Source organism: Pseudomonas sp. AE27 (genome assembly GCF_037113495.1).
Lineage (GTDB): Bacteria > Pseudomonadota > Gammaproteobacteria > Pseudomonadales > Pseudomonadaceae > Aquipseudomonas > Aquipseudomonas palmensis.
This window is the reverse complement of sequence record NZ_CP146966.1, coordinates 4,606,696-4,622,655: the sequence shown is the minus strand read 5'-3', so window position 1 is coordinate 4,622,655 and position 15,960 is coordinate 4,606,696. Positions and strand designations below refer to the sequence as shown.

Here is a 15,960-nt window from a genome sequence, read left to right as displayed (position 1 = left end):
CACGCTGCGGGCAGGCCAAGCAGCGGGCAATCGCACCCGACTTTACTGGTAGGATTACCGGTAAACCTGTGGAGACCTGCATGCTGCCCTTCATCGAGTTCTGCCCCGGAACACCCAAGGTCCAGCAGATCGCCGAAGCCTGGGCGCGTGCCATCGAGGCCGGCGAGCTGCCGGCGGGCAGTCGCCTGCCGCCGGTGCGCGAACTGACCGCGCAACTGGGCGTGAGCAAGTTCACCGTGATCGAAGCGCTGGACCGCCTGCGTGCCCGCAACCTGATCACCTCCAGCCAGGGCCGCGGGCACTTTGTCGCCAGCCGTCACGCGCCGAGGGTGCCGGGGGGCGACACCGACTGGCTGCCGCAGGACCTGGCCAGCGTGCTGCGCCGCTCGCTGCTGGCCGATGACAACAGCCTGCGCCCCGGCAGCGGGCACCTGCCGCCCGACTGGCTGGAGCCCGGCAACCTGCGCCAGGCATTGCGCGCCGTGGCCCGCTCCACGCGCCTGCGCATTGGCGGCTACGGCACGCCGGCCGGTTACCTGGCGCTGCGCCAGACCCTGCAGACGCGCCTGCTCGGCCAGGGCATCGCCGCGCCGCTGGAGCAGATCGTCACCACCAGCAACACCGTGCAGGCGCTGGACATGCTGCTGCGGGTGATGCTGCGCCCGGGCGATTGCGTGGTGCTCGACAGCCCGTGCTATTTCAACTTCCACGCCAACCTGGCCCTGCACGGCGCGCGCATCGTCACCGTGCAGCGCACCGCCGAGGGCCTCGACCTGGCGCGTTTCGAACAGCTGCTGGCGCAGCACCGGCCCAGGCTGTACCTGACCACCAGCGTGCTGCACAACCCCACCGGGCACTCGTTCACTGCAGGCCAGGCGTTCGCGCTGTTGCAGCTGGCGCGCCAGTACGACTGCCATGTCATCGAGGATGACCTCTACGCCGACCTGCACCCGCAGGCGCCGGCCCGCCTGGCGGCGCTGGCGGGCCTGGAGCAGGTGACGTACCTGTCCGGGTTCTCCAAGACCCTCAGCGCCAACGCCCGGGTCAGCTATGTGGTGGCCGCGCCGCAACTGGCCGCCAGCCTCACCCACATGAAGCTGATGAGCGGCGGCATTACCTCCGAACTGCTGGAGCAGGTGGTCGACCAGTTGCTTACCGATGGCAGCTACGACAAGCACCGCAAGCGCCTGCAACTGCGCCTGCAGGAGGCGGCCGGGCGCGTCGAGCAGCGCCTGCGGGCGCTGGGCTGCGAGCCGCTGCAGGGGTATGCCGGCGGCCTGTTCATCTGGGTGCGGCTGCCCCCCGGTTGCGACGCCCAGGCCCTGGCCCGTGCAGGCCTGGCGCGGGATGTGCTGCTGGGGCCGGGCAGCCTGTTCGGCCCCGAGCCCGGCCTGTTGCAGTGCATGCGCTTCAACGTCGCCTGCAGCGACGACCCGCAGCTATGGTCGGAGCTGGCGGTACTATTGGACAGTTTTGCCGACCCGGCATCTGCGTTATAACGAACCCCCAAAAACGTCGGCACAGTGTGTAGCCGGCGGCCACCTTCAAGGAGTCACCATGTTGCCAAGGCGGCCCACCGTCCTCACCTTCCTGTTGCTTGGCGCGGGCTCCGCGAGCGCCGACAGTGTCGACCTGGCGCCGCTGGAAGTCACCTCCACCCGCGTGACCTCCGAATGGTTGCAGACCCCGGCCGCCGTCAGCTCGGTGAGCGTCGCCGACAAGCCCGGCGAACAGATGCTGACCCTCGACAGCCTGCTGATGGCGGTGCCCGGCGCGGTGCCGCAAAGCCGCTACAACATGGCCCAGGGCATGCGCCTGTCGATTCGCGGCTTTGGTGCCCGCTCCAGCTTCGGCATGCGCGGCATCCGCGTACTGGTCGACGGCGTGCCGTTGACCATGCCCGATGGCCAGACCGAGATGGACGGTGTCGACCTGAGCCTGGTGGAAAACATCGAAGTGATCCGCGGCTCGGCCTCCACCCTGTACGGCAACGGTGCCGGCGGCGTACTGGCGATCACCACCCGCGAGCCCTCGCTGGAGCCGCGCACCCTCGTGGACGTGGGTGGTGGTGCCGACGGCTATCGCCGCGTGCGTGCCGAAACCAGTGGCACCTCCGGCAACCTTGGCGGGTTGCTGGCGCTCAACGTCACCAACATGGACGGCTACCGCGATCACGCCGCCTCCGAAGCGCGCAACCTCACCGGCAAGCTGCGCTGGCAGGCCGATGCCGGCGTGCTGGGGGTAACCTTCCAGGCCCTCGACAACCGCTCCGAAGACCCTGGCGCCCTGACCCTCGCGCAGGTGCGTGACAAGCGCAGCCAGGCGCGCCCGCAGAGCCTGCTGTTCGACTCCGACGAACAGATGAACCAGCAACGCCTGGCGGTCAACTGGACCAGCCAGCTGAGCGACACCGACAGCTACCAGCTGCGTACCTGGCTGGGCCGGCGTGACTTCGGCAACCGGCTGCCGCTGCGCGCGGGCGGGCAGACCACCTACGAACGCCTGTTTGCCGGTGTCGGCGGGCAGTACACGCACCTGGCCAACTGGTTCGGCCTGGGTCATCAGCTCACCACCGGCATCGACATCGAGCAGCAGCGCGACGACCGCGAGCGGCACAACAACGAAGTCGGTGGTCACACCGGCAACCTCACCCTGCGTCAACGCGAAAAGGCCGGTGGCTATGGGCTGTACGTGCAGGACAGCATCGACCTCACCGAGCGTCTGCAACTGACCCTGGGCGGACGCTATGACGCCACGCGCCAGTCGGTCGACGACCGCTTCCCGAGCGACGGCGACGCCTCCGATGCGCAGCGTTTCGAAGACTTCAACTACAGTGCCGGCCTGAGCTACCGCCTTACCGAGCACACCATGGCGTATGCACGGGTGGCCACCTCGTTCGAGACCCCCACCCTCAACGAACTGAGCAACCCGACCGCAGGCGGCTTCAACACCGGGCTGCAACCGGCGCGGGCGCTGACCCGCGAGCTGGGTGTGAAGGGCGAGTGGGACGACCTGCGCCTGGAGGCGGTGGTGTACAGCATCCTGCTCAAGGACGAACTGGTGGCGCAGAGCACCGACCGCGGCAACACCTACAGCAACGCCGGCAAATCGCGGCGTGACGGCTTCGAGTTGAGTGGCGAATACCGGCCTGTGGATAACTGGCGCCTGTCGATGGCCTACAGCTACAACGACTACCACTACACCCGTTTCGAGGGCTATGACGACAACCGTCTGCCGGGCATTCCCCGGCAGATCTTGTTCACCGAGGTGGGCTACGAGTCGGATGCGTTCTATGCACGGGTCAACATGAACGCCTATGGCCCGCAGTATGCGGACAACGCCAATGAGGCGCGGGTGGCGGGCAATGCCTTGTTCAACCTGCGCGTGGGCACGGTACTCAAGCTTCAGGGCCAGGAGCTGGAACCGTACGTGGGTGTGGATAACCTGACTGACCGGCGTTACTACGACAACCTGCGCATCAACGACACAGGCGCCCGTTACTACGAGCCGGGCCCAGGTCGGACCTTGTACGCGGGCATCCGCGCGAGCTTCTGAAGACCTGACGCCGAGCGAACAAGGCTGGCACCGCCGATCCTGCAGGCCATGGCGCGTTGCAATCGATGCAGGAGCCGGCCTTGCCGGCGAAACGCCGCGCGGGCGGCGCTCGATCTGATGATCGCCGCAGAAGCAGCGGCTGGCACCTTGTGAGGGCACATCTGGTGCCATCCCCTGCAAAACCTTGAACCCCATCACGTTTCCCACACCCCGTTGCAACTTTCTCGCGATATCCCCGTCAGAGCGGTGCGGAAGAGGTTGTAGGACAAATCACCGTCCCTCCCAGCAGGCTTGAACATTCAGCCGCGCACAACGCTCCGCCCCCCGATAACACTCCCCCAAGAATTCCGGCCCACAAGGATGTGCCATGCTGCCGATCGCCCATTGCCGGGCGTTGACGACACGTGTTGCCCACTGCTTCGTCAGCACCTCGCGCCCCACTCCCGCTGCCGCACTGCTGCTGGCCCTCGCTGCCTGGGCCGCCGGTGCCGGCACCGCCGCACACGCCGCCGACCCGAATGCCGAGCTGCTGCGCCAGCGCGACCGCGAGCGGGTGCAGCGCGAGCAGCTCGAAGCACGCCCCGACGTGCGCCTCGAAGCACCGCTGGCCGATGAAGGCGACGGCCGCCTGCCCGCCAACGAAACCCCGTGCTTCCCCATCCGCCAACTGCGCCTGGTGGGCGATGCGGCCGAGCGCTTCCAGTGGGCGCTGCGCGCCGCCAACCCCAAGGATGACCCGGCCACCGGGCGCTGCCTGGGCAGCGCGGGCATCAACCTGACCATGAAGCGCATCCAGAACGCGATCATCGAAAAAGGCTACGTCACCACCCGCGTGCTGGCCCAGGCCCAGGACCTCAACAGCGGCGAACTGACCCTGACCCTGATTCCCGGGCGTATCCGCGACATCCGCTTCGCCGAAGGCACCAGCTCGCGCGCCAATGCCTGGAACGCGCTGCCGGCGCACTCGGGCGACCTGCTCAACCTGCGCGACATCGAACAGGCCCTGGAGAACTTCAAGCGCGTACCCACCGCCGAAGCCGACATCCAGATCGCCCCGGCCCAGGCCCGCGACGCCGGCCCCGGCGAGAGCGACATCGTGATCGCCTGGCGCCAGGCCTTCCCGGCGCGGCTCAGCCTGTCTGTGGATAACTCCGGCAGCAAGACCACCGGCAAGTACCAGGGCAACCTGGCGTTGTCGCTGGACAACATCCTCTCGCTCAACGACCTGTTCTACGCCAGCGCCACCCACGACCTGGGCGGCGGCGAGTCGGGCAATCGCGGCTCCAAGGGCAACACGCTGCACTACTCGCTGCCGTTCGGCTACTGGCTGCTGGGCTTCACCACCAGCGAGTACGACTACCACCAGCAGGTGGCCGGCGAGAACGAGACCTACCAGTATCGCGGCGAAACCCGCAACAACGAGCTGCGCCTGTCGCGCCTGCTGTACCGCGATGCGGTGCGCAAGACCACGGCCTGGGGCAGCCTGTGGACGCGTACCTCGGAAAACTTCATCGACGACACTGAAATCCAGCTGCAGCGCCGGCGCATGGCCGGCTGGGAAGCCGGCCTGAGCCACCGCGAATTCATCGGCGCCTCCACCCTCGACCTGAGCGCGGGCTACCGTCGCGGCACCGGTGCCCACGGCGCATTGCAGGCGCCAGAAGAACTCACCGGCGAAGGCACCTCGCGCTCCAAGATCATCAGTGCCGATGCCCAGCTGCAGGTGCCCTTCATCGCCTATAACCAGCGTATGCGCTACATCGGTGGCTGGCGCGCGCAGTGGAACCGCTCGGCGCTGGTGCCGCAGGACCGCTTCTCCATCGGCGGGCGCTACACCGTGCGCGGCTTCGACGGCGAGAACATCCTCTCGGCCGAACGCGGCTGGACCCTGCGCAACGAGATCGGCCTGGCCCTGGGCGATACCGGCCAGGAGCTGTACACCGGCGTCGACTACGGCGAAGTCAGCGGCCACTCCAGCGAGTACCTGGTGGGCAAGCGCCTGGCCGGTGCCGTGGTAGGGGTGCGCGGCGGCTACAAGGCGCTGTCGTATGACTGGTCCTGGGGTACGCCGCTGAAGAAGCCCGACGGTTTCGAAACGGCCAACATCACCAGTGCCTTCACTGTCTCTTTGTCGTTCTGAGGCCCGCCATGCGTATCGATCGCTTCGACATCATCGCCCCCGGGCTCTTCGACGAGCCCTGGAGCGAGGCCACCGTACTGGGCTCGGCCACCTGGCTGTGGATGCACTCCACAGCTCACCGCGACGCACCGCTGCACAGCCTGGCCACCCTGTTGCTGCCGGCGCTCAAGCACCGCCAGTTCGTGCTCGGCAGCGAGGCCGGCAAGCCGGTGTTCTACCTGTCCTGGCTCAACCTCGACGGCGCCGCCGAGCAGCGCTACATCCAGCGCTCGCCTGTTGAGATGGCCGATGCCGACTGGAACAGCGGCGAACGCCTGTGGATAAACGACTTCGTCGCCCCGTTCGGGCATGCGGCAACGCTGGCGCGCCTGGTGCAGCGCCAGCTGTTCCCCAACCGCTGCATGCGCGCCCTCGACCACCAGGGCGAAGTGCGCGGCCTGCGGGTCAAGACGCACCTGGGGATCGGCGTGATTCCCGAACAGGCCAAGGCCTGGTTTGCCGCTCACCCGCTGGAACTCACAGCGTAACCCTGACTTCTGGCGGTCTGGCACCGCAAATGGAATTGCAATGAACAAGCATCTCTACCGTATCGTTTTCAACAAGGCTCGCGGGCTGCTGATGGTGGTTGCCGAGAACGTCGCCAGCCAGGGCAAGGCGCCGGGCACCACCACCGGGCCCGTGGCCGGCTCGGCCGGCACACTGGCCGAACTGGGCCGCCTGCGTTTCGCAATGATGCTCGCCCTCGGCCTGGTGGCGCTGGACGCTGCCCCTTCCTGGGCCGCCGGGGTGGTTGCCGATGGGCGCGCGCCAGCAGCCCAGCGCCCGAACGTGGGCCAGAGTGCCAACGGCACGCCGCAGGTGAACATCACCGCCCCCAGCGCCGCCGGCGTGTCGCGCAATACCTACAGCCAGTTCGACGTGGACAAGCGCGGGGTCATCCTCAACAACGGCGTCAAGGCCAGCCAGACCCAGCTGGGTGGCTGGATCCAGGGCAACGGCAACCTGAGCAAGGGCAGTGCGCGGGTGATCCTCAACGAGGTCAACGCCAGCAACCCCAGCCAGTTGCGCGGCTATGTGGAAGTGGCCGGTCAACGCGCCCAGGTGGTGATCGCCAACCCGGCCGGCGTCACCTGCGACGGCTGCGGGTTCATCAACGCCAACCGCGCCACCCTGACCACCGGCCAGGCGCAGCTTGAGAACGGCCGCATCACCGGCTACCAGGTCAAGGGCGGTACCCTCAGCATCCAGGGCAAGGGCCTGGACAGCGCCGACGCCGACTACACCGACCTGATCGCGCAGAGCGTGCAGGTCAACGCCGGCATCTGGGCCAAGGACCTGAAAGTCACCGCCGGGCGCAACCAGGTCAACGCCGACAATACCCGCGCAACCCGGCTGGCAGGCAGCGACGAGGAGGCCCCCGCAGTCGCCATCGACGTGGCCAAGCTCGGCGGCATGTACGCCGGCAAGATCATGCTGGTGGGCACCGAGGGCGGTGTGGGCGTGCGCAACGCCGGCACGATCGGTGCCGGCGCCGGCGAAGTGGTGATCAGCGCCGACGGCAAGCTGCTCAATAGCGGCACCCTCAGCAGTGCCGGCGCCACCCGCGTCGCCGCCAAGGGCGGGGTCGACAACAGCGGCACGGTCTATGCCAAGGGCGACCTGCAACTGAGCAGCGCCGGCGACCTGAACAACAGTGGCACCCTGGCCAGCCAGGCCAATGTCGAACTCAAGGCGACCGGTGCGCAGTCGACCATCACCAGCAGCAAGGGCTCGGCACTGGCTGCCGGGCTGGACGAGAGCGGCAAGCTGGGCAAGGCCGGCAACCTGACCCTCACCGCGCAGCGCGTGCAGGCCCACGGCGAACACCTGGCCGGCGGCGACCTGCAGGTCAGTGCAGGCGATGTCGACCTGAGCGCCAGCCGTAACGTGGCCGGCAACATCACCCTCACCGGCGGCGACATCAACCTCGCCAACGCCAGCGTCGATGCCAGCAAGACCCTCAGTGCCACCGCCCGCCAGACCCTGCGCAGCGACGCCGCCAAGGTGGTGGCGGGCAACCTGCAAGTACGCGCCGGCGAGCTGTCGAACGTGGGCGGCGAGCTGACCCAGAGCGGCAAGGGCAGCACCTCGATCAAGGTCGACGGCACCCTCGACAACCGCAGTGGCCGCATCGCCAGCAACGCGACCCATGCCACGCTCAGCGCCGCCACCGTGGTCAACACCCAGGGCCGCGTCGAGCATGCCGGCGCCGGCACCCTGCAGTTGACTGCCACGACGCTCGACAGCGCGCAGGGCACGCTGGTCAGCACCGGCACCCTGCAGGTCAAGGCCGGCCAGGTACAGCTCGACGCCGGCGTGGCTCAGGGCAAGGACGTATCGATCGAGGCCGACACCCTGTCCAACCGCGGCGGCAAGGTCCTGGCCACCCAGGGCGGCAGCCTTGCGGTCACCACCCAGGGCCTGCTCGACAACACCGGCGGCACCCTTGCGGCCAGCGGCAACGGCGTGTTCAACGCCGGCACGCTGGACAACCGCAGCGGCACCGTGAGCGCCGGCGGCACACTGTTTGCGGGCGCTGGCGAGCTGTTCAACACCGCCGGCACCTTCGCCGCGACCCGCCAGATGACGCTGACTGCGGCGCACCTGAACAACAGCGGCGGTACGGTCGGCTCGGTACAGGGCGCCCTGCTGCTGACTGCCCGCGACAGCCAGCTGGGCAACGTGGGCGGGCGCCTGGAAGCGGCGGGCGACATCGTGGTGAACGCTCAGGGTATCGACAACAGTGGCGGCGTGATCAGCGGCCTGGCACTCAACCTGAACAGCAATGGCCAACTGCTGCAGAACGCCCAGGGCACCCTGGATGCGCGCAGCACCCTGGATCTGCGCAGCGGGCGCCTGGAAAACGCCGGCGGGCTGATCCAGTCCCAGGGCAGGCTGTACATCGATACCGGCGAACAGGCACTGGTCAACCTCGACGATGGCAGCGGCAAGGGCATCATCAGCCAGGGTGCGCTGGAGATTCACAGCGCGCACCTGAGCAACGCCGGCGGTTACGTCTCGGCCAAGGGCGCGATGCAACTGCTGGCCGCCGACGTGACCAACGCCGGCGGGCGCATCGTCGGCGCCGACAGTGTGCAGGTGCAGGGCCTGCGGCTGAACAACCAGGCCGGGCAGATCCAGGCGCTGGGCGCCATCGACGTGGCATCGGCCGAACGTGTGGACAACCAGGGGGGCCTGATCCGCTCCGCCGGTTTGCTGCATGTGTCGACCAGCACCCTCGCCAACAACGCCACCCAGGCCGACAACCAGGGCCTGCAAGGGCACGCCCTGCGCCTTGAGTCCGACGTGCTGGGCAACCAGGCCGGTGTGATTCGCGCCGACACCACGCTGGACATCGGCGTCAGCCAACTGCTGGACAACGCGGGCGGGCTGATCAGCTCCAGCCAGCACCTGAACATTACCGACCGTGACCCCGCTGCGCGCCGCCAGAGCATCAGCAACCTCGACGGGCGCCTGCTGGCCGGCCAGTCGCTGAGCCTGAACGCCGCCTACTACAGTGGCAACGGTCAGGCCGTGAGCCTGGGCGACCTGACCCTGCGCCTGCTCGCAGGCCTTGAACTCAGTGGCCTGCTGCAGGCCAACGGCACCCTCGACGTGCAGACCGGCGGTGCGCTGAACAACAGCGGCAAGCTGCTGGCCGGCCGCTCCATGCTGCTCGACGCCAGTACCCTGGACAACCGCGCCGAGGGTGAAATCAGTGCCGACCAGGTGCGCATCACTGCCCACCAGAGCCTGACCAACCGTGGCCTGATCGACGGCCAGAAGGTACGCCTGCAAACCGGCGTGCTGTACAACCTGGGCACCGGTCGCATCTACGGCGACCAGCTGGGCATCGCTGCCGGCACCCTGGTCAACGCCAACGAGGGCGACCGCTCCGGCGCCATCGCCGCCCGTGCGCGCCTGGACATCGGCGCCACGCAGATCGACAACAGCGAAGCGGCGCTGATCTTCAGTGCCGGCGACATGGCCATCGGCGCCACGCTGGATGACGCCGACCACGCCAGCGGCCGCGCCGCGCTGCTGACCAACGCCAGTGCCACCATCGAGTCGCTGGGGCACATGGCGCTGGACGTGCAGACCCTGCGCAACCTCAACAACCACTTCAGCACCCGCGACGTGGAAATCAGCCGCCAGAGCTTCCAGGAATTCCAGCTGGCCGGCTCGCCCAACCGCTACCAGGCCGACCAGGTCACGTTCCGCCACAACGAAGTGCAGTACCTGATCACCCCCGAGGGCCAGAAGGACAACTGGAACCGCTACGACGTGACCCGCGTGGTGCGCGAAACCCAGATCGCCACCTCGGCGCCGGGGCAGATCCTGGCCGGTGGCAACCTGGTCATCAACGCCGGCGAAGTGCTCAACGACAAGAGCCGGATCATCGCCGGCGGCCTGCTGCAGGGCGCCATCGGCAGCCTGGTGAACACCGAGTTCAAGGGCCAGCAGGTCACCACCGACAGCGGCACGGTGACCAACTTCTACCGTATCCAGCGCAAGGGCCGCGACCGCCAGGGCGCCCGCGTGGCCGGTTATGTGCCCGCGCCGCTGATCCAGGAAATCTCGCTGCAGCCCACCGTATGGCAGGAGCTGGCCGCCGTCACCGGCAGCGGCACCCAGCTCGGCGGCCATGCCAGCCAGCTGAGCGACCAGCAGGCCGCCGGCGCCGGCGCGGTGGACAGCGCCGCCGCCAATGCCTACCAGGTGGCGCCGATCATCGAGGTGGCGGCGCAGGCCGGGCTCGATGCCGAAGGCGTCGGCGAGCAGATCCGCACCGGCGGCCCGGTGCTGACCCTGCCGAGCAACAGCCTGTTCGACAGCAACCCGCAGGCGGTGCGCAATTATCTGGTGGAGACCGACCCGCGCTTTGCCGGCTACCGCAACTGGCTGTCGTCCGACTACATGCTGCAACAGCTGCACCTGGACCCGGGGCAGACCCTGCAACGCCTGGGCGACGGCTTCTACGAACAGAAGCTGATTCGCGAACAGGTCGCTCAGCTCACTGGCCGGCGCTTCATCGACGGCTATGCCAACGACGAGGAACAGTACCGCGCGCTGCTCGACAACGCGGTCACCGTGGCCAAAACCTGGCAACTGGTGCCGGGTGTGGCGCTGAGCGCCGAGCAGATGGCCCAGCTGACCAGCGACATCGTGTGGCTGGTGGAAAAACAGGTGACCGTGGCCGGCGGCGAAACCCGCAGGGTGCTGGTGCCGCAGGTGTACGTGCGGGTGCAGCAGGGCGACCTCAACGGCGCGGGTGCGTTGATGGCCGGCCAGCAGCTCAAGCTCGACGTGAACGACACCCTGAGCAACAGCGGCAGCCTCGGCGGGCGCAGCATCCTGGCGCTGACCGCGCAGAACGTGGAGAACCTCGGCGGGCGTATCCAGGCCGACAAGGTGTCGGTGCAGGCACGCGAGAACCTCGACAACCTCGGTGGCCTGATCGGCGCCGTGGACAGCCTGGCGATCAGCGCCGGCAACGACCTCAACGTCATCTCCAGCACCCATGACAGCAGCAGCGAGCAGGGCACGCGCAGCAACCTGTCGCGGGTGGCCGGGCTGCTCGTCAGCGGCGCCGGCGGTACGCTCACGGCCTCGGCCGGCAACGACATCAACCTGGCCGGCGCCCAGGTGGTCAACGCCGGTGCCAACGGCAGTACGCAACTGGTGGCCGGCAACAACCTGAACCTGACCACCGTCACCGAGTCGCACCAGCAGTCGATCACCTGGAACAGCAGCAACTGGCGCAAGGACGCCAGCCGCACCGAGGTGGGCAGCAATGTGCAGGGCACCGGCGACGTCAGCCTCAAGGCCGGTCAGGACATCAACCTGCGCGCCAGCCAGGCCAGCAGCGAGCAGGGCATGGTGATGGCCGACGCCGGCCGCGACGTGAACCTGATGGCCGGGCAGAACTACCAGTTCGCCGACGAGGCGCACAAGGTCACTGGCGGCAACGGCATGTTCTCCAAGACCACCAGAACCACCCGTGACACGCTCAGCGAAACCACCGCCCAGGGCTCGACCCTCAGCGGCGAGCACACCTACGTGCAGGGCGGGCGCGACATCAACCTGCAGGGCGCCAACGTGGTGTCCAGCCAGCAGACCATCCTGGTGGCGGGCAACGACGTCAACATCGCGGCGGCCAGCGACAGCCGCAGCGAGCGCCACGACAAGACCGAGAAGACCAGCGGCCTGTTCAGCGGTGGTGGCATCGCCGTGACCGTCGGCACCCAGGAGCAGCGGGTCAAGGACATGACCACCAGCACCACCGCGGTGGCCAGCACCGTCGGCTCCACCGAAGGCGACGTGCTGATCGAGGCCGGCAAAAGCTATCGCCAGGTCGGCAGCCAGGTCATGGCGCCCAGGGGCGACGTGGATATCCGTGCCGAGAAGATCGCCATCGTCGAGGCGCGCAACACCAGCGAGCGTGAGCGTCAGACCCTGTTCAAGCAGACCGGCGTGTCGCTGACCCTGACCAACCCGGTGATCAGCGCCATCCAGACCACCCAGCAGATGAAGCAGGCCTCGGACAAGACCGAAGACGGACGCATGAAGGCGCTGGCCGCGGCCACCGCGGCACTGGCGGCCAACAACGCGGCCACCGCGGTGGCCACCGATCCGGGTTCGGCGGGCGGGATCAACCTGAGCCTGTCGCTGGGCACCAAGAAGAACCAGAGCACCACCGAGCAGCACAGCGATACCGCTGCCGGCTCGACCATCGTCGCCGGCAACGACGTGCGCCTGATCGCCACCGGCGCCGACGAGGACAGCACCCTCACCGTGCGCGGCAGCCAGATCAAGGCCGGCAACAATGCCAGCCTGCTGGCCGACGGCGACATCAACCTGCTGGCCGCCACCAACACCAGCACCCAGCAGACCGACAGCACCGGCAGCAGTGCCAGCGTCGGTATCGGCCTGTCGCTGGGCGGCACACGCAACGGCTTCACCCTCGACCTCGGGGTGTCGGGCAATCGCGGCGAAGCCGATGGCGAGGACCTCACCCATACCAACACCCATATCGATGCCGGCAACCAGCTGGTCATGGTTTCGGGCGGCGACACCAACCTCAAGGGCGCGGTGGTCAGCGGCAAGCAGGTGGTGATGGACGTGGGCGGCAACCTCAACATCGAGAGCCTGCAGGACACCAGCACCTACACCGTGGACGAGAAGAGCCTGGGCGTGGGTATCAGCCTGTGCATTCCGCCGTTCTGCTATGGCATGAGCTCGGTCAGTGGTGCCAGCGGCAGCTTCGGCGCCACCGACATCGACTCCAGGTACGCCAGCGTCACCGAGCAGTCGGGGATCAAGGCCGGCGACGGCGGCTTCGATATCTACGTGGCCGGCAACACCGACCTGGTGGGCGCAGTGATCGCCAGCAGCGACAAGGCCGTGCAGGACGGCAGCAACCGCCTGGTCACCGCCAGCCTGACCAGCCGCGACATCAAGAACGAGGCCGAGTACAAGGGCAGCAGCCTGAGCCTAGGCGGCGGTTACCGCGAGGTCGGCAAGGACCAGCAGGGCAACGCCACCAGCGGCGCCACGCAAACCCCTGGCACCGACCTTGCCAAAAACGAGAACGACATCGGTGTGAGCATGCCGATCGCCATCAGTGCCAGCGATAGCGCCAGCAGCGTGACCCGCAGCGGTATCAGTGGTGGCAGTATCGTCATCACCGATGCGGCCGAGCAGCACAAACGCACCGGCAAGAGCGTGGACGAGGCCATAGCCAGCCTCAACCGCGACGTGTCCAGCGACCGCGATGGCAGCAATGCGCTGAAGCCGATCTTCAACGAGGAGCAGATTCGCGCCGGGTTCGAGATCGTCGGCGCGTTCGCCAACGAGGCGGGCACCCTGCTCAACAACAAGGCCAAGGAAGTCGACGCCAAGCGTAACCAGGCCAAGGAGGCCGAAGCCAAGGCCGCCAACCCGGAACTGGGCGACGGCGAGCGTACTGCCTTGCTGCTGGCGGCCAGCGACCTGCGCCATCAGGCCGACGGCATTGCCGAAAACTGGGGCGCCGGCGGCACCTACCGGCAGATCACCACCGCGCTGGTGGGCGCGGCCAGCGGCAACATCAGCGCCGGCAACACGGCGTTCATGCAGGGCCTGGTGGTCAACTACGTGCAGCAGCAGGGCGCAGGCTATATCGGCGAGCTGGTGGCCAACGGCAGCCTTATCGAAGGCTCGCCGGTACACGCGGCGCTGCACGGCATCCTCGCCTGCGCGGGCGCGGCGGCCAGCAGCCAGAGTTGTGGCAGCGGTGCGGCCGGGGCGGCGGCATCGAGCGTGCTCACCGGGTTGTTCTCCGAAGCCAGCCCCAACGAGTCCGAGGCGCAGCGTGAAGCCAAGCGCAACCTGATCACCAGCCTGGTCACCGGGCTGGCCGCCAGCACCGGCCTGGATGCCGCCACCGCCAACACCGCCGCTGGCGCCGCCACCGACAACAACTGGCTGGCCACCCAGCAACTGGTGCAGGCCAAGAAGGAGCTCAAGGAAGCCGAGGGCCTGGCGGACGAGCTCAAGGTCATTGCCAAGTGGGGCTTCATCAGCAAGAAGCAGGACCTGCTGACCCAGGTTGGCGTGGGGCGTGGCCTGGTCGAGGCCGGCATCAACGATATCGAGGGGCTGGCGCAGTTCATCGCGCACCCTATCGATGGCCTCAAGGGCATCAAGGAACTGATTTCCAACCAGGAGGCGCGCGACAAGCTGGGCGCCGATGTGGTGGATGAACTCAACGCCAAGATCGACCGCGTGACCCTGGCGCTGGAGGTGGGCGGTGACGAGCACGCCATGCAACTGGGGCGTGACCTGGGCGAGATCGTGTGGCAGGCCGGCAGCATTGCCACCGGCGTGGGCGGCGCGGCCAAGGCCGGCGTGACGCTGGCCAAGACCGGCATCAAGATGGGCCGGGCGGGTCTGGAAAAAATGGCCGCCAAGGCCGAAGTGCTGGTCAAGGAAGCGCCGGTGGCCAAGGTCGAGCTGCCCCCTGCCGGCAAGCCGGCGGCGGGCGCGGGCACCGTGGCCACCGTCGAGCGCCTGGACGAACTGCCCGTGAAGCAGTTCAACCCCTATGACAACCCGCGCTACAAGGAGATGACGCCCACCGAGCAGCAGGCGTACCTCAAGGAATACAACAAGCAGTTGCAGGCCCAGCAGGACGCCATCAACAACATGACCGCCGACGAGTTCAAGTTCGCCCGCGAGGCGTTCGACAGCACCGGGCGCAACCCCGACGCGGTGGCGCTGCAACGCAAGTTCGGCCGCGAATTCGAGCGCAGCGTGGCCGAGAACATCCAGAAGGGCCTGGTCAACAACGGCGTCGACCCCAAGGTCGCGGCGCAGATGGCCAAGGCACGGGCCAAGGAAATCAAGTCGAACCTGGCCGCACTGCACGAGCCCGACATGGTGGCTGGCGGGTGGGTAAAACCCGACCCTGTTAGAATGGGCAATTCGAACGTCAACTCGTCGATCGGCGCCAGCTGGTCGAGCCGGCTGCCGCTGCTGGACGAGACCGTGCGCAAGGCGGTGGAGGCGGGCAACGGCAGTGCCAAATTGAACATCAGGTTAGAGCTAGCCAGGGGAGCCAGTCAGTGATGAAGGACGCATTTCTCGAGATGTTTATCGAGGCCATGGGCGAACCTGCCCATCAGCGGCCCGTGCCGGCCGAAAGCATCGCGCAGTACCGTGGCCGCCTGCCGGACAAACTGCTGGAGTATTGGCAGGAGCAGGGGTGGGGCAGCTATGCCGACGGCCTGTTCTGGCTGGTCAACCCGCACGACTACCAGCACCTGCTGGACATGTGGCTGCAAGGCACCGAGTTCGAGAAGCTGGACACCTACCATGTGATCGGCCGCACGGCCTTTGGCGACCTCTATGCATGGGGCGAAACCTATGGCCGCAAGCTGATCGTGCTGTGTGCGTACAACCGCGTGTACGCCATGAGCAGCGAAAAGAACGTGCCCTGCAGCAACCCGGACCTGGAGCTGCAGTCGTTCCTGTCGATGGTCGAGCGCGAGGACTTCGACATGGAGGACGCCGATGGCGAGTTCCTGTTCGAGCGTGCGCTGCAGGCCCTGGGCCCGCTGGGCGAGCAGGAGCTGTACGGCTTCGAGCCCGCGCTGGTGATGGGCGGCAAGGCGGTGCTGGGCAACCTGCGCAAGCTGCAGCTGGATGTGCACCTGACGATTCTTCGCCAGTTCGGTCGCTGAGCG

6 protein-coding genes are annotated in these 15,960 nt (G+C 67.6%); all 6 read left to right on the top strand.

Features of this window, described 5'->3' with window-relative positions; all coding sequences use genetic code 11:
* The first annotated feature begins 80 nt into the window (after positions 1–80).
* The 6 genes from V9K84_RS21145 (at position 81) to V9K84_RS21120 (ending at position 15,957) form a co-directional block, all read left to right on the top strand.
* Positions 81–1,499, top strand: a complete 1,419-nt coding sequence (locus V9K84_RS21145) for a PLP-dependent aminotransferase family protein (protein ID WP_088513898.1) — start codon at positions 81–83, stop codon at positions 1,497–1,499.
* 58 nt (positions 1,500–1,557) lie between these two features.
* A complete protein-coding gene (locus V9K84_RS21140; RefSeq protein WP_256582752.1) occupies positions 1,558–3,555 on the top strand; it encodes a TonB-dependent receptor in 1,998 nt (665 codons plus the stop codon).
* Positions 3,556–3,922: 367 nt separating this feature from the next.
* Entirely contained in the window at positions 3,923–5,695 is a 1,773-nt protein-coding gene (locus V9K84_RS21135; protein WP_054915887.1) for a ShlB/FhaC/HecB family hemolysin secretion/activation protein, read from the top strand.
* An 8-nt stretch (positions 5,696–5,703) separates the two neighbouring features.
* A complete protein-coding gene (locus V9K84_RS21130; RefSeq protein ID WP_088513897.1) occupies positions 5,704–6,222 on the top strand; it encodes a toxin-activating lysine-acyltransferase in 519 nt (172 codons plus the stop codon).
* A 40-nt stretch (positions 6,223–6,262) separates the two neighbouring features.
* Complete coding sequence (locus tag V9K84_RS21125) at positions 6,263–15,343, top strand: hemagglutinin repeat-containing protein (protein ID WP_338792383.1); 9,081 nt, start codon at positions 6,263–6,265, stop codon at positions 15,341–15,343.
* Entirely contained in the window at positions 15,343–15,957 is a 615-nt protein-coding gene (locus V9K84_RS21120; RefSeq protein WP_043861310.1) for a GAD-like domain-containing protein, read from the top strand. Before V9K84_RS21125 ends, V9K84_RS21120 begins: the two co-directional genes overlap by 1 nt.
* The last annotated feature ends 3 nt before the right edge of the window (positions 15,958–15,960 follow it).